Source organism: Sphingobium fuliginis (genome assembly GCF_004152845.1).
In the GTDB taxonomy this organism is placed as follows: Bacteria; Pseudomonadota; Alphaproteobacteria; order Sphingomonadales; family Sphingomonadaceae; genus Sphingobium; species Sphingobium fuliginis.
In genome coordinates this window covers 76,653-92,451 of sequence record NZ_SEON01000004.1, presented here as the reverse complement: position 1 = coordinate 92,451, position 15,799 = coordinate 76,653, and the positions used below count along the sequence as shown (strand labels likewise).

Sequence of the window (15,799 nt, the reverse complement as noted above, 5' to 3'; positions counted from 1 at the left end):
CAGGATCGACCATCCTATAGAACGATCGTTCTTATATCCGGCTTGAAGCCGCCAATCCATGGAGATATGATGCACTTGGTAAACTAGTTCCGTCAAGCTCTGGCTTCACCGCGGGGCGCGACGCCAATATCTTCGGACCCGAGGCATCCGGTGGCTGCTCAGGCCACTGCCCCCTCCGCCGCATCCGCCTCTCCGCTTTCCTTCGCCTTGGCGGGCATGCGCACCAGCGGATAGAACACCTCCTCCGCCCAATGGGGCTGCGCACCGGGCACGCCATAGCGCCAGGGCCGCCCCTGCGGAATGTGCAGCGTTCCGAAAATCCAGTCGAGAAAAGCGAAGGTGACTGCATAGTTGCGATAGGATGCGCCGTCCTTGCCATAGCCATGATGGCTATGATGCATGCCCGGACTGATCAGCAGATGCTCGATCGCGCGGAACATGGTGCCGAAACGCGGATGTCGCCGGATAGCGTCATCCCAGCGAAAATGGCTGTGGGTGATGAGGTTCCAGCAGAAGATGGTGAGAATGACGAGGCCCACCGCGATCCCCTGCCCCAGATAGACCGCAAAGCCCGTAATCCATGCGGTCGGCACGACGAACGACCAGAACAGATTGATGCGCTGTGTCACCAGCACGTTCATGTACCGCCCCGCATGATGTGTCCGGTGTATCTTCCATAACCAGCGAAGCGCCGATCGGCGCTGCCCCTCATGCGCCCACCGATGTCCCCAGTAGAAGGCGAATTCCACCAGCAGGAACAGGCTGACATAGGAGGGCAGCAAGGGAAGGTGGGCGAGCGCACCCTTCCCCTGCGGCAGCAGCAGCGCGGCCGCGCCAGCGATCAACAGCCCGGCCAATATTCGCGTGACCAGCGGATTGAGCAGGGCGCACAGGCCGAGCACCAATATATCGTCGCGACGATAAATGCCGCGATGGCGGCCCATGAGAATTTCCGTTGCCAGGACGATCGCCGTCACGGCAAGCACCGGACCATAATAGGACATTGTTTCTCTCCTTGTCCGGCAATTTAGGCTGGCTTCGGGGAGGCTTCCAATTCATTGACAGTGTGATTTCGATGAGTTCAGCACATGGACATCCGTAAACTTCGCCATATCGTCGCATTGAGTCAGGAACGGCACTTCGGCCTGGCCGCAGACCGCCTTGGCGTGACGCAATCGGCTCTAACGCGCAGCATCCAGGCGGCCGAGGCGGAAATCGGCCTGCGCCTGTTCGACCGCGGGCGCGACGGCGTATATCCGACGCGCGCCGGCGAAGCGCTGTTGGCTGACGCGGTGCCGCTGCTCCGCCAGATGGCGAATCTTGAACGCAATATGGCGCTGCTTTCCGACCGCGGGTCCGGGGAAGTATGTTGCGGTTTCGGCCCCCTCGCCGCTGCATTGCTGTTGGAGACCATGCTGTCCCATGTCGCCCGCGATCATGGCGGCCTGAGGGTGCGGACGAAATTGGGCGATGTCGGGGAACTCCAGGCGTTGCTCCAGGAAGGGGAACTGGACTTTGCCGTCCTGGCCCATGTCCTTGTGGAAGACCGGCCTGACCTCAGCTTCAGGCGCATTGGCCGGACGCGGTTGGGCGCGTTGGTGCGACGCGGCCATCCCCTTGCCGGCCGCACGGTGGGGGAGGAGGACATCGCAGGCTATCCCATCATCGGCGGAACAGGCGGCAGCCCGATCTACGCGCCCACGATCAGTTGCGACAATTTCGAGATTGCGGGCCTGGTTACACTGGCAAGCGACGCTGTCTGGATCACGGCGGAGGCTTTGGCCGAAGATCGATACGCGCTTATTCATGGTCTGCCAGTCGCTCAGCCGCTGGAGTTGGTGGTGGCATCCCTCGCTCGACGTACATTATCGGTCCAGGCGCTGTTGCTGATCGATCTGATCGTCGCGGCCCTGCGACACCGATCGGCCTAGAGCCAATCGACATTCAGAAGATGACGAGCCGAGCCGAAGGCCACCGAAGGTAAAATGGTGGTTTTCCGTGACCCGGCGCGCAGCCTACTCAAAGTAGGTGAGCACCGGAAGCACGGAAAAGCGTCATTTGCAGGCCATCAGGGCTGAATGTCGATTGGCTCTAGGCGGAACTGCCCCAGTCGACCCGGCTTTGCAGGAACTCCGCCACGGCGCGGACGGCCTGACGCTTCATGCGATCCTGGGGAATGAAGAGCTGGACGTCGACGCTTTCCCGGTTCCACTCCGTCAATACCGGCTTCAGCAGACCCGATGTCAGTTCCGGAGCGACCAGCATTTCCAGCGTCTGGGCTATGCCGACTCCGGCGACCGCTGCGGCGGCTATGGCGTCGCCATGATTGAAGGTGGCGACGCTGGCTGGGCGTAGCGACCGCCGCTCCTTTCCGCGAACGAATCGCCATTGACCAACCGGCCGATCGACCGTGGCGTAAAGCACGCAATCATGATCGTGAAGATCGTCAGGCGTCACCGGTTCGCCGCGACGCGCCAGATAATCGGGCGAAGCCACCTGCACGAAACGGGTACGGCCCAGATTGACGACTTCCCCCTTCCCTTCCGCCGGTACGCCGACGCGGATGAGCAGGTCGAACGCTTCGGGCCGGAACATCATGGTGCGGTCCCCGACGCTAAGGTCAAGGACGATGCGAGGATGAAGGGCGCGCAACTGCGACAGGGCCGGCACGACGAAGCGCAGGCCGATCGCGCCCGGCGCGTCCAGCGCGACGCGGCCACTAGGGCCCATGTCGCTCATCCGCATCCGGCTTTCGGCCTGTTCCACCGCTTCCAGAATGGATCGCGCTTCTTCCAGAAACAAATGGCCCTGAGGGGTGAGGGCGAAGCGGCGTGTCGTCCGGTGGATCAACCGCGCGCCCAGCCGGTCTTCCAGCCGGGCCAGATGGGTGGAAACCATGGTCGGGGAAAGAGCCAGCCGCTCCGCCGCACGGACGAAGCTGCCCGAATCCACGATCGCCACGAACACTTCCAAACCCGTCAGCCGATCCATGATTATCTCTCATCATTGCATAATGTGTCTCGAACTGTGGTGATTATCCGCTCAGATAGCAATGCTAGAAAGAGGCGACTTCAATAATAAGCTGAGAGGAAGCATGGCCTATCCGCGCCTGTTCGATCCGTTCCGGATCGGCAATCTGACGCTCAAGAATCGCATCGCCATGGCCCCGATGGAAACGCATCTGGGCGAACCCGACGGCGGCGTGAACGAAGCGATCATCGCCTATTACCGCGAGAGGGCGCGGGGCGGCGCCGGCCTTATCATCACGGAATTCACCTGCGTCGACGCGGAAACCGGCTTCAGTTCCAACGTGCCGCAATTGCGGTTGGACAATGACCGGTTCAAGGCCGGTCACGCGCGACTGGTCGCCGCCATTCACGCGGCCGGAGCGAAGGCGGTCATCCAGATTTCGCACGCGGGGCGGCAGACCAAGGAAAGCGTGATCGGCCGCCAGCCGGTCTCATCCAGCGCGATTCCTCTTAACAGCATCTATATGAACGCCGTGCCCCGGCCGCTGGAGGATGAGGAAATCCACCACATCATCGGGCGTTATGCGAATACGGCGCGGCTCGCCATGCTCGCGGGCTATGACGGCGTGATGCTGCATGGCGCCCATGGCTATCTGATCCAGCAATTTCTTTCCCCGCTGATGAACCATCGTGACGATGAATGGGGCGGCGATTTCGAGCGCCGGCTGCGCTTTCCCACCGAAGTCATCAAGGCGGTGAAGGCGCAGATCGGGAACAAGCCGCTAATGTACCGGATGTCCGTGGTGGACGGCGTTGAAGGCGGCATCACCATCGAGGACAGTGAGAAGATTGCGCCGCGTCTTTGCGAAGCCGGTGTGGATGCCGTCGACATCAGCTGGGGCTTTCTGGAAAGCGCCCATCTCATCCTGGAGCCGATGTCGGTCGAGGAAGGGGATCGCCTGCCCTATGCCCGCCGCATCCGGGAAGCGACCGGCAAGCCGGTAATCACCGCAGGCGTGATGCGCTGGCCCGACAAATGCGAGCAGGCAGTGATCAATGGCGACACCGACATCGTGTCGCTGGGTCGCGCGCTGCTGGCCGATCCGATGTGGCCGATCAAGGCGCAGCGCGGATTGGTCGACGACATCCGGCCATGCACCTCCTGCAACTGGTGCATTCGCGAACTGGCGCAAAGTCGGTCGGTCGCCTGCGCGGAAAACCCCCGTTGCGGCAAGGAGACGGAAGCGGAACTGGAGCGTTTCGCCAATGGCCTGAAGGCGGCGGTGATCGGCGCGGGCCCGGGCGGCATGGCCGCGGCCCTGCTTCTTGATCAGGTCGGCTTTGCCGTCACCCTGTATGAAAAGCGCCAGCGTCTGGGCGGCAATCTTATCACCTCGGCCGTTCCTCCCGGAAAGGACAAGCTGTTCTGGTATCATAAATTCCTGCTGAACCGGGTCGAACGCAGCACCATCACCGTGCGCGCCGGGACGCAGGCGACGCGGGAGGTGATTGAAGAGGACCAGCCAGACGTCCTGATCCTCGCCAATGGTTCGCGGCTGGCGCCGCTTGACCTTGCGAGCTGGGGCAATTTGCCGACCGCGCCAGCCTATGAAGTGCTGATGGGCGAAACGGATGTCCCGCCATCGACCCCTGAACGGCCGATCGTCATCTATGGCGGAGGTGAAACGGGAACGGAGACAGCGGAATATCTGGCGCAGGACGGGCATCATGTGCTGCTTGTCACCCGTTCCGACGCCAAGTTCCTCGCCCGCAACGCCGAAGTGCTTTACCGCGGCGCTCTGTTGCAGCGGCTGCATGGCAATGCTGCCATCCGCATTCTCGACAACACGACGCTGCATGCCGTCGATGGCGAGCATGTCACGCTCTCCGGCGATGGCGCGCTGACGGATCAGCCGGCCGCGGCCCTGCTGCTGGCCCATGGCCTGGTGCCCGACAGCGAATTGCCGGACGCTCTCACCGGTCTCGACATTCCGATGATCCGCATCGGTGACGCCGCGCAGGTTGCGCGGATCGGTGAAGCGGTGCGCGACGCCTATCGCGCGGTGCAGGATCTGCGCCGCCTCATCCTGCAACCGGAGCCGATCGCATGCTGAACATCGCCACCACCATCGAACGCCGCCCGCTCGACGCACCTTTCGGACTGGAAATCGTCGGCGCGGACCTGACCCGCGATCTGGACGGCGCGACCCGGAAGGCGATCCATGATGCATGGATCGACGCGGGAATCCTGCTCTTCCGCGACGTCCGCAACGACGACATGGCGCAGATGCGCCTCAGCACCATCTTCGGGGAAATGGAACCCGCAGCCACGGCCGATCTGAACGATCCCGTCAATCAGTTCATGATGACGCTGGCCTATGATCCGCAGGACCCCTCGGGCCGACCCAACCCCTTCTATCGCGTGGATGGCATCGATCGCGCAGGCTGGCTGGGCTGGCATTGGGATCAGAGCTTCATGCCTACAATCGTGCGCGGCGCCGTGCTGCGCATGACGGAACCGGCCCGCACCATGGGGGAAACCGGCTTCATCGACGCGATCCAGGCCTATGACCGGCTGTCGCCGGACATGCAGAAACGCATCGAGGGGCTGGAGGTCGTTTACGAATTCAACCCCGATTTCTGTTCCGGTCAATTCGGCTTCCCCACCGACATAGAACGCCTTGACGTCGGCGCGACGGTCAAGCCGGGATCGCATTACAATTTCCCGCCTGTCGTCCATCCGCTGGTGATCACCCAGATGGAAACGGGCCGGAAGGTGCTGAAACTCTCGCCCATGCATGCCCGCTATGTGCTGGGCATGGAAAGGGCGGAAAGCGATGCGCTGCTGACAGAGCTGGCGGCACATCTGGGTGATCCAGCCCATGCCTATTTCCACAAATGGCAGGAAAACGACATGGTCGTCTGGGACAATTGGCGGATCGTGCATTCCGCCAATGGCGTTCCGCTCGACTGCAAGCGCAGCGCCCGGCGCACGACCATTGCCGGCGACTATAAGGTCGGGCGCTATCTCGACCCAACACTCGATCGGGACCGCGAAGTGAAGCGGCTGGTGGACTGAACGATGGCGGAGCCGTTACTGACCGGCGCGACGATGCCGGTCAGCGACGATGGCCATGCATCATGGATATGATCTATCCGCCGGACGAAGGAATGCCGAACGGCATCAGGACCAGCCGCGGAGGAACCTTCCGGCGATTTCCCGCGCCCGCCCTTCGCGGTGGACGAAGCCAATATCATCGACCATCACCCGAAATCCCTGGGTGATGAGGCCTTGCAGGTCGAAGGCGGCGTCCTGCGGATCGCCCGGGCGCAGCACGCCGTCCGTCATCAGCCGTTCGAAATAATCGCTGATCGGCCGGAAGCCCTCATAGGCATTGGCAAGCAGCATCGCGCCCAGATGAGGAAAGTCGCGCCGTTCCGCCACCGCGATCTGGAGCAGGGTCCGCCCCATGGGGCGGCATATCGCGACCTCCGTATAGGTGGCGATGAACCGCTCTATCGTTCCCAAGGGGTCGGCCACATCCAGTTCCAGCGCCCAGAGACCGGACCGCACCGCTTCCATGCTGCGATGGATCAGCGCGGTGAACAGCCCTTCCTTGCTGCCGAAACGGCGATAGATGGTGGTCTTGCTGACACCCGAACGCTCGACCAGCCGGTCCAGGCTGGTGCCGCCGAAGCCCGTCAACGCGAACTCCTCCAGCGCGATGTCGAGCAGCCGGTCGATGCGCCGGTCGACCTCTGCGCGCGGCAGCCGACCGCCCTGCCAGCGCTTCCCTGCCTGTCCTGTCGTCATGGTCTCGCCGCTCATCCTGCGCGGATAACCCGGCGCGCCGCGCAAACCAAGGGGCAGTCCGCGCCGGTTCGCGAAATCGCTCCTGCGGGAAGCGGCACCGCCATTATCGGCGCCCTTCAATGGCGTTGGAGCGCGCGCTTGGCCTCTGGCGTGATGGTATAGACCGCTTCGCGCTGCGCCCCGCGATTGGGATGATCGACCCGATACCCCTGATAGTGGCGGCGCAAAAGGCCGGCGCGGACCAGGTCCGATACGACCCGGCTCACATTCGTCCGTCCCGATCGCAATATTCGCGACTGAACTTCCTGTTCGAGCTGCCGTTCCACCTCTTCGGGATCGGCCATATTGCCCGGACGCGACATCAGATCGGCGTGAACCGCATCGATCATGGCGCGACGCCGACAATCCCGTTGCGCGAGAGGCGCCAGCGCCTGGCAAAGCCAGTCACGGACCGGCACCCTCCCCTTGCCGCTGCCGACATAAGGTCCCACGCTGTCGTTGGAACCCGCTTCCTGAGCGATCAGCTTCAGCACCAGCAATGCATAGCGGGGCCGCTTCGACACCGTCGATATGCGTTCGACAAGATCGGGAAGCGCGGACGTCACGGGCAGCGAGGGCGGCCGGGACGCCGACGGTGATTGCTCGAAGAGATCAGGCTGGTGGAACATATGTGGAATCTAGCACATGCTGAGTCCGTGTGAATCCCCCTCTGCGGCGATCTTCCAACAAAAAGCACGGATGACACTTTACCCGGCAAGCGCGTGGGATTTCGCAGTCCATTGCCATTTCCTGCGGCTCGATCTGAACGGCCAATGGTCGTGACCTGTCCGGCGCCGCGAAGAATGCTCTTCCTTTCCGAAAAATCAGCCGTGACACTTAATCCCCCGCGCGCGAATTCGGTAAAGTGTCACACATGTCATTCAGCGCGGTTCCCATTCTTCGACAGGTTCGCGACGGCTTTTCTGCACGATGATCTAATATAGTTTTACGCGATAACGGATTTGCCGGAACGGCCGTGAAATCGGGTCGTTGCAGAATAAACCAGCCATCAGGGGTGAAGATGTTATGAAAATGGCTCCCGCGTTTCTCATTGTCGCACTGACCGCATGCGCACCTTCCGATCAGGGCGATTCCGGTGATTCCACTTTCGCGCCGAGCAACACGACCGCAGGCACGGTGCCCGACGGCATTCCCGGCGAAGGCCCCGGCAGCGCCATGACGGATGGCGAGACCAGCACGCGGGGCGCCGTTTCCGCCAGCGACAGTCCCACGGCAACGCAGGGATCTTCAGGTTCCTCCGCGGCACAAAATGGGTCCGGGCGATAACGCGCCTTATCGGAAGAGCGAAATCTTCGCCGCCAGATCGTTTCGGATCGTCGTGGCGGCGACGCCCCCCTCCCCCATGGCGTGGCTGATCTGGTCCAGGCCCTTGGCCACGTCGCCGGCCGCATAAAGGCCCGGCACGCTCGTTCGCTGATGGTCGTCGACGATGAGGCAGCCGTCGTCCGTCGCTTCGGCCTCCAGCATCATCGCCAGTTCCGACCGGATGATCGATCCAAGCGCCGGATAAACCGTGTCATAGGCTTGCGCCCCATTCGGCGTCGGCACCGATATGCTTTCGCCGTCGATGCGCAGCGGTTCGCAAGGACCGTTCACCAGGGCGATGCCCGCCTCCTCCAGTCTTACCCGCTGGTCGGCGGACAGTTCATGATCGCCCTCAGGTGAAATCAAGCTGATGTCGGGGGAATAGGTGCGCAGGAACATCGCTTCGTTCGTCCCGCGCGTGCCCGTTCCGATGACGGCGATACGCCGGTCGGTGACTTCGTAGCCGTCGCAGATCGGACAATAGCGCAACAGCCCCTGCCGAAGCGCGGCATCGTGCACATCGGGCGATATGGGCGGCGCATTGTTCACCACGCCGGTCGCCAGCAGGACGCTGCGCGCCTGCCATGTCTCGGTCCCGATATGCGCCAGGAAAATATCGCCGTCCTTTTCCAGTCCCGTCACCAGCCCTTCCGTCACCTCACCTCCGAATTCCGCCGCCTGCCGGCGCATGAGCGCGAGCAGCTCCCGGCCCGATATGCCGCCGGGATAGCCTGCATGATTGCGGGTATGCGGGATCAGCGCAGCGCGGCTGTTGCCCGCGTCCGCGATCCTGATCCTCAAATGGAAGCGGGCCAGATAGATGGCCGCCGTAAGGCCGGCGGGGCCTGCGCCCACCACCAGGCAATCCAGGGGCTTCGTCATTCCGCTAACGCCCGGGCTGCCGGCGCGGCGTCAGCAGGCCGAGTAGCAGAACCCCGGCCGCCACACCCGCGCCGGTGGCCAGGGCTGCCTTCCGCCGTTTCGTCGCGGGTTTGCGGAACCCGCCGTCGATACCGCCGCTGTCCCGTGGCGGATCGAACAGATTGCCGCGCGTGACCGGCGCGCGTTCCGCAGAGGCAAAATAGCGCCCGAACGCCAGATTCCCGATCCGGCTGAGCAGCGAGGGCGCCAATGGATGGGCGAACCGCACGGCCCAGGTCGGCGTCCCCAGCAGCAGGCTGTCGCGGGGCCGGTCCGCCAGGCGCACCACGGCGGCCGCCACCCTCCTTGGATCGAGTATGGGCGGCGGGGCGGTCAGCGCCTTGCCGGTATAATTGCCGGCGTGGCGTAGCGCGGGCGTATCGACGAAGGCCGGATAGACGTCGCAAATATGGATGTCCGGCCATTCGGTCATTTCCGCGCGCAATGCTTCCGAAAAACCGCGCAGGCCGAATTTGCTCGCCCCATAGGCGGCGGCATAGGGCGTGCCGGTCAATCCGCCTAGCGAGATCATGTTGACGAAAATGCCGTGCCGCTGGGCCATGAAGATCGGCAGCACCGCATGGGCGTCGTTCATATGGCCGATGAGGTTGGAACGGATCGTCCGTTCGTGCACCTCGATCGGGACGTCCACGAACTTGCCGACGGCTCCGACGCCGACATTGCTGAACCAGAGGTCGATCGACCCGCAAAAATCGCGCGCCGACCGGGCGAGCTGACGCACTGCATCCGCATCCGCCACGTCGAGCGGTACGACCAACACCTCCGCCCCGGCCCTGCGGCACGTCTCCGCCACGGCTTCCAGCGCCTCGCCATCCCGTGCCGCGAGGACCAGCTTTCCTCCCCGGGCTGCGAACGCCTGCGCCGTGGCCTGGCCTATGCCGCTCGACGCGCCCGTGATGACGATATGGGTGCAGGGCGTTCGCGTGCCCCCGCGGCTCTTGTTCATGATCGCTCCTGTCAGCCTGTTCACCGATAAGCGCGAGAACGGGACTCCCGTTCCTGATCCTGGTTCCGAAAGCCGATTTTCCTTGCCATGGGTTAGGCCGCGTGGACGAATTCGGAATGTGGGGAAATGGCCAGTTGCGGGGCGCGTCAGTGGCGCCTCGTGAAGATAGCGGCGACCAGCGCGATGCGTTCGACATCGCGATAGGCCGGGCCTTCCAACTCTTCCCCGAATATGTCCGGGTCGATTTCGCTATAGCACAGAGTGCAATCCCGGCTTTCCGCCAGCGCCGACAGCCTTGCGCGCAGGGCGTCCGCCCCGCCGACGATGGCGCTGCCGGTGTAGAGCAGCAGGCGACCCTCCCGCTTCAGCCGGGACAAGGCGCTTTCGGCCATCCTCCAGGCCACGGCTGCGCCATGCCCGTCCCCGCCGTCGCGATAGGCGCGGCCTTGCCGATCCCTGATATAGGGCGGATTCGCCACGATCAGGTCGAAATCGCCCGCCACCGGGTCCAGCGTGTCGGCCAGCACATAGCCGGCGCCGAACCCGGCCACGCCCGCATTGATCCGCGCGAAACGCAGGGCGGATGCGTTGACGTCGGTCATGACAATGCAGGCCTGGGGGCATGAGCGGGCAGCGACGATGGCGCCGACTCCGGTACCGGCGCCCATATCCGCGATCCGCGCCCCTCGCCGCGCCGGGCGCATCGCAAGCCCCTGACGGATCAAGCGCGCGAACCGGTAACTGTCCGGGCCGAAGAACACGGCATCGCGATCCACCGTGGGGTAGCTGGAATGAAGGAACAGATCATCATCCAGCGAGGAGACCCGCACGCGGCTCCTCATCATCCCGTCCGCCCGGTGCTCGACCATTTCCGCCCGCTTCAGGCACTCCATTACGGAGCGATCGAGAAGGTCGGGAGAGAAGGGCCGGTTCCACCCGAACACATCGCGCAGGTCACGCGCCGGACGGGCGGCGTCGCGCGCCAATATGCGCGAATGGGAAAGAGGCGTCGGCGTTACAAAGGCATAGCGCCGCTTCTTCAGAAGCAGCAGGAGTTCGCGCAGCGCTTCTTCCTCCATGGCCGCATCTTCCGGCTTGCGCGCCAGCATGGCGGGAGGGGGAATTTCAGCCTTCCGGAAGGCAGAGAGATCATGCATGCCGAACCCCTGCCTGATTGGAACCTGGCGCTTCGGGGCAGCGCCGCTTGAGGTCGAAGCAGTCGCCCTGGCTCAGGACATGCAGGCGGACGTCATGCATGGACAGGGTGCGCTCCGGACTCGCTTCGGCAATATTGGAGTGGGTGACGCCTGAGCCGTCGACGATATAGACCGCCCCGGAACCGATCACGCAGAAACGGTGCCCCTGGACCAGGATGGCGGTATCCTCATCGATGCCGATGCCCAGCACGCGCGGATTTTGCGCCACCGCTCCCATCAGGCGGCCGATGCGTCCGCGCTCCGCGAAATGCTGGTCGATGATGACATCGCGGATCAGACCCAGGCCGGGGGCCATGTGCAGGTCGCCGATGCGGTGCGATTCCTGGCTACTGCCCTTGACCAGCATGGTCTCGCTCATCACCGATGCGCCGGCGGACGTTCCCGCCACCACGCCGCCTTCCAGATGAATCTGCCGGACCATCTTCTCCACCGGCGTGTCGCCGATCTGGCTGGAAATGCGCAGTTGATCCCCGCCGGTGAAGAAAATGCCCTTGGCATTTTCGAACAGGGTCGCCGCGCTGGATTCCAGCGTTTCGCCCCGTTCATGCACGTAAAGTTCCACCAGATCGTCAAGGCCCAGATCGCCAAAGGCCTTCCGGTAGGATTCGAAATAGCCGTCGGGCTGGTGGCTCGCCACCGTGGCGATCACCAGTTTCCCATCCTTCACCCGCTCGGCCACTTCCTTAAGGATGCGCTTTTCGCCTTCCTTGTCTTCGCGCCCGCCGATGATGATCAGCGGGCCTCCTTCCTCAGCCATCAAGCAGACCCTCCAGTTCCTGTCGGTGGACAGCGCCATGCGGCTCGGCAAGACGGCTGCCGTGGATCGCGACCGCGAAATGGTCGCTGTTATGCGCGACGCCGAAACGCCCGTGGCGGTCGATCAGGATCGCGCCCCCTTCCCCGCCCACGCGGTCGAGCTGCGCAAGGCCGGTTTCGGCGGCGGCGCAGAGCGGTCCGGCTTGCAGCGCGTGCATGACATGCGCGGCGATGGTCGTGCGGATGATCATTTCGCCGTCACCGGAAAGGGACACGCCGCCAATGCCGTCATCGGCATAAAGTCCGCAACCGGGAAGCGGCGAGTCCCCGATCCGGCCCGGATGCTTGCCCGGCAAACCCCCGGTCGATGTCCCGGCCGCGATATGCCCCTGCATGTCGATCGCGACGCAGCCGACGGTATCATGGGCCTTGGCATATTCCGATGCCATGCGGTCGGGCGCGATCATCTCGGCGGGATCGCACAGCGCTATCTGCTGCTCCTCCGCAAAGCGTTCCGCCCCCTCTCCGGCCAGCAGCACCGGCCGGGCCGGGATCAGAGCACGCGCGGCGACGATCGGGTTGCGGATGCGGCGGACGCCCGCGACAGCGCCCACCGAAAGATCGCGGCCGTTCATGATCGCCGCGTCCATCTCGACCGCGCCGTCGGCGTTCAGGACGGAGCCGAAGCCCGCGTTGAAGATGCTGTCATTTTCAAGGACGCGAATGGCCGCCTCGACCGCCGCGACGGCGCAGCCGCCAAATTGCAGCACGATCGCGCCCGCCGCGGCGGCTGCCCGGCACCCTTCGCGGTTACGGTCGTGCAGCGCGACGTCGATCGTCTTCGCCCCGCCATGGACGATCAGGGCCCATTCAGACATGGGCCGGCACCATCTGCTCTCCGGCCGCCGCCGGCGACCCGAATTGCTGTACCTGTCGCCAGACCTTTTCGACCGATGTGGGCAGGATCACCAGCAGGTCGCCGGGCCGGCCCTTGCACAGCACGGCCTCGACCGCCTCGAACTCATCCACGATCCGGTGGATGCGCTCGTTCGGCATGCCGGCCCTCAATGCGCCCTGGGACAACAAGGCATTGGTCTCGCCCCGGGGCCGGCCGCGTCCGTCCGGCGCCTCGCGGAATATGATCTCGTCGAAGACGCCGGCCGCGATCTGCCCCATCTCGACAATGTCGCAGTCGCGCCGGTCGCCGGGAATGCTCACCATCCCCACCGCGCGTCCATGGGCGCCGCGCAGCCGGTCGACCACCTGTCCCAGGGCGATCAGGCCAGCAGGATTATGGGCATAGTCGACGATGATGCGGATGCCGTCCCGCTCCATCATGTTGAGCCGCCCCGGCGACTCCTCGAAGCTGGAGGTGAAGGCGCGCAGCCCTTCGCGGATCGCGTCCAGCGGGACGCCATGGGCGAAGCACATCGCCACCGCCGCCAGGGCATTGGCGATGTTGAATTCCGCTATGCCGCCCAGCGTGGCCGGGATTTCCGACGCGGGCATCAGGGCGATCCGCTCCTCGCCGCGATGGATGACGATGGTGCCGCCCGTCTCGTCCGGATCGCGGGTGACCGCCAGGCCGCCCGCCAGCAGGTGACGGCGCAGCATTTCCGCCATGCGCGCGCCGCCTTCGAGCGAGAACCAGACGATCCGTCCCCGCGCATGGCGGGCGATGCGCCGGCACATGGGATCGTCGGCGTTCAGGATCGAAAATCCCCTGCGGGCGACATTCTCCACCACGACGCCCTTGACGTCGGCCAGCGCTTCCACGGTATCGATGCCCTTCAGGCCCAGATGATCGGCGGTGACGTTGAGCACGGCGCCGACATCCGCCCCGTCATAGCCCAGCCCCTCCCGCAATATGCCGCCGCGCGCCGTTTCCAGCACCGCCACATCGACGGAGGGGTTGCGCAGGACCATGCGCGCGCTGCGCGGCCCGCTGGCGTCCGCCTTCTTCAGCAGATGGCCGTTGAAATAGACGCCGGACGTGGTTGTCATGCCGACGTTCAGGCCATGCTGGCAGAGGATCCGCCCGACCATGCGCACCGTGGTCGACTTGCCGTTCGTCCCGGTGATGGAGAAGATCGGGATGCGGCTGGAGCGGCCACGCGGAAAGAGGGCGTCGATCACAGGACCGGCCACGTCGCGGGCCCTGCCGCTCGATGGTTCGAGGTGCATGCGGAAACCCGGCGCGGCGTTCAGCTCCACGATGCCGCCGCCCGTCTCCCGCACGGAACGGGCTATGTCGGGCGACAGGAAATCGATCCCGCAAATGTCCAGTCCGGCAGCGGCGGCCGCCTGCTCGGCGATCAGGCGATTGTCCGGATGGATGTCGTCGGTCCGGTCCACCGCCGTTCCGCCGGTGGAAAGGTTCGCCGTGTCGCGCAGGCGAACCCTCTTGCCAACGCCCGGCACCGTTCCAAGCGTCATGCCGTCTTTGGCGAGCAGGGCGATCATCGCATCGTCCGCGACGATACGGGTCAGCGCATTTTCATGCCCCCGCCCCCGCCGCGGATCGTCGTTCACCCGGTCGATAAGCTGGCCGATGGTGCTGAAGCCGTCACCCACGACTTCGGCGGGCATGCGCTGCGCCACGGCGACGACCTTCCCGGCCACCACCAGGATGCGGTGATCGTCGCCGGGCAGCTGCTCCTCCACGATGACCCGGCGGCCATGCTGCCGGGCGCGCATCACCGCGGCGCGAAGCGCGGCCTCGTCCCGGACCTGCGTGGTGACGCCGCGTCCATGATTGCCGTCGAGCGGCTTCACCACCAGAGGCATGCGCAGCCGCCGCGCCGCGCCGACCGCTTCTTCCTCGGAACGCACGACCACGCCCCTGGGGACCGGCAGGCCGGCCTCGTCCAGCAGCTTCTTGGTCAGGCTCTTGTCGCCTGCGATGTCGACGGCGATCTGCGACGTGTCGCCGGTGATGCTTGCGCGGATGCGCTTCTGCCTGCTGCCATAGCCGAACTGGATCAGGCTCTGCTCATTGAGGCGCGTGACCGGGATGCCCCTGCGCCGGGCGGCCGCCACAAGCGAGGCCGTGGTCGGACCCAGCGCGTTCCGGCGCAATATCTCCCGCAAGGACCGGATCAGGGCATCGGCATCCTGCGGATCGGCGGGCATCTGAACGCCCAGCTTCTCCAGCCCCTTCACCTCGCCCAGACCTTCCGGCAGCAGCGAAGCGACCAGTGCGATGGCGAAGGCGCCCGCCGCCATGCCGGCCTGTTCGTCGCCATAGGTGAAAAGGATGTTGTAGAACCCCGGCTTCCCCTTGACGGAGCGCGTCTTGCCCCGGCTCACCGGGCTTCCCGCCATGGTCTGGAGTTCCAGCGCCACATGTTCGATCACATGGCCGAGCCATGTCCCCTGATGCAGCCGCCGGACGAAACCGCCGGCCTGTCGATAGCTGCAACCATGATTGGCGAGGCCGGGCAGGCGGGCCAGCAACTGTTCGGTGAAAAGCGGCAGGCGGTCGGTCGGCCATGCCTCCAGCCTGCCAAGGTCCACCTGAATGCGGGCCATCGGCCGCATGCCGAAGATATGGGCGCCGCGATACAGGCTGCGCTCGACAACGGTCAGGCAGGGTCCCGACGCGACCGCACCGGGATCGGCGGTCGCGTGCTGGAATATCTCATTCATGAAGAAGCTCCACTGGGCTACCTGGCCGGCAGCTCCGATCCAACGGGCTCGGCCGACTTCCGTTCCAGCGGAATTGGGGATGAAGGGCAGGTTTAACTTATGTCATGTCGATTTCCCGGGACCGACAACTGTCCATCGACTT

14 protein-coding genes are annotated in these 15,799 nt (G+C 64.6%); 3 read left to right on the top strand and 11 right to left on the bottom strand.

Annotated elements, in window-relative coordinates:
- Nucleotides 1-158: 158 nt before the first annotated feature.
- Nucleotides 159-1,004 carry a sterol desaturase family protein gene (locus tag EWH10_RS11445; protein WP_025550607.1) on the bottom strand — a complete coding sequence of 282 codons (846 nt, stop codon included), beginning with the start codon at nt 1,002-1,004 and terminating at the stop codon, nt 159-161.
- Between the two features lie 84 nt (nt 1,005-1,088).
- Between EWH10_RS11445 and EWH10_RS11440 the strand changes: the two genes are divergently transcribed.
- Nucleotides 1,089-1,931: a LysR family transcriptional regulator gene (locus EWH10_RS11440; RefSeq protein WP_052628098.1), complete on the top strand. Its 843-nt coding sequence runs from the start codon at nt 1,089-1,091 to the stop codon at nt 1,929-1,931.
- A 160-nt stretch (nt 1,932-2,091) separates the two neighbouring features.
- Here the strand turns inward: EWH10_RS11440 and EWH10_RS11435 are convergent, their stop codons facing one another.
- Entirely contained in the window at nt 2,092-2,991 is a 900-nt protein-coding gene (locus EWH10_RS11435; RefSeq protein ID WP_025550700.1) for a LysR family transcriptional regulator, read from the bottom strand.
- 103 nt (nt 2,992-3,094) lie between these two features.
- Between EWH10_RS11435 and EWH10_RS11430 the strand changes: the two genes are divergently transcribed.
- Entirely contained in the window at nt 3,095-5,083 is a 1,989-nt protein-coding gene (locus EWH10_RS11430; protein ID WP_025550698.1) for an oxidoreductase, read from the top strand.
- A complete protein-coding gene (locus EWH10_RS11425) occupies nt 5,077-6,048 on the top strand; it encodes a TauD/TfdA dioxygenase family protein (RefSeq protein ID WP_025550697.1) in 972 nt (323 codons plus the stop codon). Before EWH10_RS11430 ends, EWH10_RS11425 begins: the two co-directional genes overlap by 7 nt.
- A gap of 105 nt (nt 6,049-6,153) precedes the next feature.
- On the opposite strand, the gene EWH10_RS11420 is transcribed toward EWH10_RS11425, so the two are convergent.
- The 9 genes from EWH10_RS11420 to cphA form a co-directional block, all read right to left on the bottom strand.
- Nucleotides 6,154-6,783: a TetR/AcrR family transcriptional regulator gene (locus tag EWH10_RS11420; protein WP_162195984.1), complete on the bottom strand. Its 630-nt coding sequence runs from the start codon at nt 6,781-6,783 to the stop codon at nt 6,154-6,156.
- 116 nt (nt 6,784-6,899) lie between these two features.
- Nucleotides 6,900-7,451 carry a hypothetical protein gene (locus tag EWH10_RS11415; RefSeq protein ID WP_025550693.1) on the bottom strand — a complete coding sequence of 184 codons (552 nt, stop codon included), beginning with the start codon at nt 7,449-7,451 and terminating at the stop codon, nt 6,900-6,902.
- Between the two features lie 453 nt (nt 7,452-7,904).
- Nucleotides 7,905-8,054 carry a hypothetical protein gene (locus EWH10_RS21745; RefSeq protein ID WP_157009776.1) on the bottom strand — a complete coding sequence of 50 codons (150 nt, stop codon included), beginning with the start codon at nt 8,052-8,054 and terminating at the stop codon, nt 7,905-7,907.
- A gap of 61 nt (nt 8,055-8,115) precedes the next feature.
- Nucleotides 8,116-9,030, bottom strand: a complete 915-nt coding sequence (locus EWH10_RS11405) for an NAD(P)/FAD-dependent oxidoreductase (RefSeq protein ID WP_025550689.1) — start codon at nt 9,028-9,030, stop codon at nt 8,116-8,118.
- Between the two features lie 4 nt (nt 9,031-9,034).
- Nucleotides 9,035-10,036 carry an SDR family oxidoreductase gene (locus EWH10_RS11400; protein WP_025550687.1) on the bottom strand — a complete coding sequence of 334 codons (1,002 nt, stop codon included), beginning with the start codon at nt 10,034-10,036 and terminating at the stop codon, nt 9,035-9,037.
- A 146-nt stretch (nt 10,037-10,182) separates the two neighbouring features.
- Nucleotides 10,183-11,193: a methyltransferase gene (locus EWH10_RS11395; RefSeq protein WP_229742586.1), complete on the bottom strand. Its 1,011-nt coding sequence runs from the start codon at nt 11,191-11,193 to the stop codon at nt 10,183-10,185.
- Nucleotides 11,186-12,010 (bottom strand): cyanophycinase, encoded by an 825-nt coding sequence (locus EWH10_RS11390; protein ID WP_044660649.1) that lies wholly within the window; start codon nt 12,008-12,010, stop codon nt 11,186-11,188. The genes EWH10_RS11395 and EWH10_RS11390 overlap by 8 nt, the downstream gene beginning before the upstream one ends.
- Nucleotides 12,003-12,887, bottom strand: a complete 885-nt coding sequence (locus EWH10_RS11385; protein WP_044660648.1) for an isoaspartyl peptidase/L-asparaginase family protein — start codon at nt 12,885-12,887, stop codon at nt 12,003-12,005. Before EWH10_RS11385 ends, EWH10_RS11390 begins: the two co-directional genes overlap by 8 nt.
- On the bottom strand, nt 12,880-15,657 hold the full coding sequence (gene cphA, locus EWH10_RS11380; protein WP_065846526.1) for a cyanophycin synthetase: 2,778 nt from the start codon (nt 15,655-15,657) through the stop codon (nt 12,880-12,882). The genes EWH10_RS11385 and cphA overlap by 8 nt, the downstream gene beginning before the upstream one ends.
- Nucleotides 15,658-15,799 lie beyond the last annotated feature (142 nt).

What these genes read in the sequence shown, in the direction of transcription:
- EWH10_RS11385 (WP_044660648.1), bottom strand. Translation starts at nt 12,887, where the DNA reads ATGTCTGAATGGGCCCTGATCGTCCATGGCGGGGCGAAGACGATCGAC.
- EWH10_RS11395 (WP_229742586.1), bottom strand. Translation starts at nt 11,193, where the DNA reads ATGCATGATCTCTCTGCCTTCCGGAAGGCTGAAATTCCCCCTCCCGCC.
- EWH10_RS11420 (WP_162195984.1), bottom strand. Translation starts at nt 6,783, where the DNA reads ATGACGACAGGACAGGCAGGGAAGCGCTGGCAGGGCGGTCGGCTGCCG.
- cphA (WP_065846526.1), bottom strand. Translation starts at nt 15,657, where the DNA reads ATGAATGAGATATTCCAGCACGCGACCGCCGATCCCGGTGCGGTCGCG.
- EWH10_RS11390 (WP_044660649.1), bottom strand. Translation starts at nt 12,010, where the DNA reads ATGGCTGAGGAAGGAGGCCCGCTGATCATCATCGGCGGGCGCGAAGAC.
- EWH10_RS11425 (WP_025550697.1), top strand. Translation starts at nt 5,077, where the DNA reads ATGCTGAACATCGCCACCACCATCGAACGCCGCCCGCTCGACGCACCT.
- EWH10_RS11445 (WP_025550607.1), bottom strand. Translation starts at nt 1,004, where the DNA reads ATGTCCTATTATGGTCCGGTGCTTGCCGTGACGGCGATCGTCCTGGCA.
- EWH10_RS11400 (WP_025550687.1), bottom strand. Translation starts at nt 10,036, where the DNA reads ATGAACAAGAGCCGCGGGGGCACGCGAACGCCCTGCACCCATATCGTC.
- EWH10_RS11405 (WP_025550689.1), bottom strand. Translation starts at nt 9,030, where the DNA reads ATGACGAAGCCCCTGGATTGCCTGGTGGTGGGCGCAGGCCCCGCCGGC.
- EWH10_RS11415 (WP_025550693.1), bottom strand. Translation starts at nt 7,451, where the DNA reads ATGTTCCACCAGCCTGATCTCTTCGAGCAATCACCGTCGGCGTCCCGG.
- EWH10_RS11435 (WP_025550700.1), bottom strand. Translation starts at nt 2,991, where the DNA reads ATGGATCGGCTGACGGGTTTGGAAGTGTTCGTGGCGATCGTGGATTCG.
- EWH10_RS11430 (WP_025550698.1), top strand. Translation starts at nt 3,095, where the DNA reads ATGGCCTATCCGCGCCTGTTCGATCCGTTCCGGATCGGCAATCTGACG.
- EWH10_RS11440 (WP_052628098.1), top strand. Translation starts at nt 1,089, where the DNA reads ATGGACATCCGTAAACTTCGCCATATCGTCGCATTGAGTCAGGAACGG.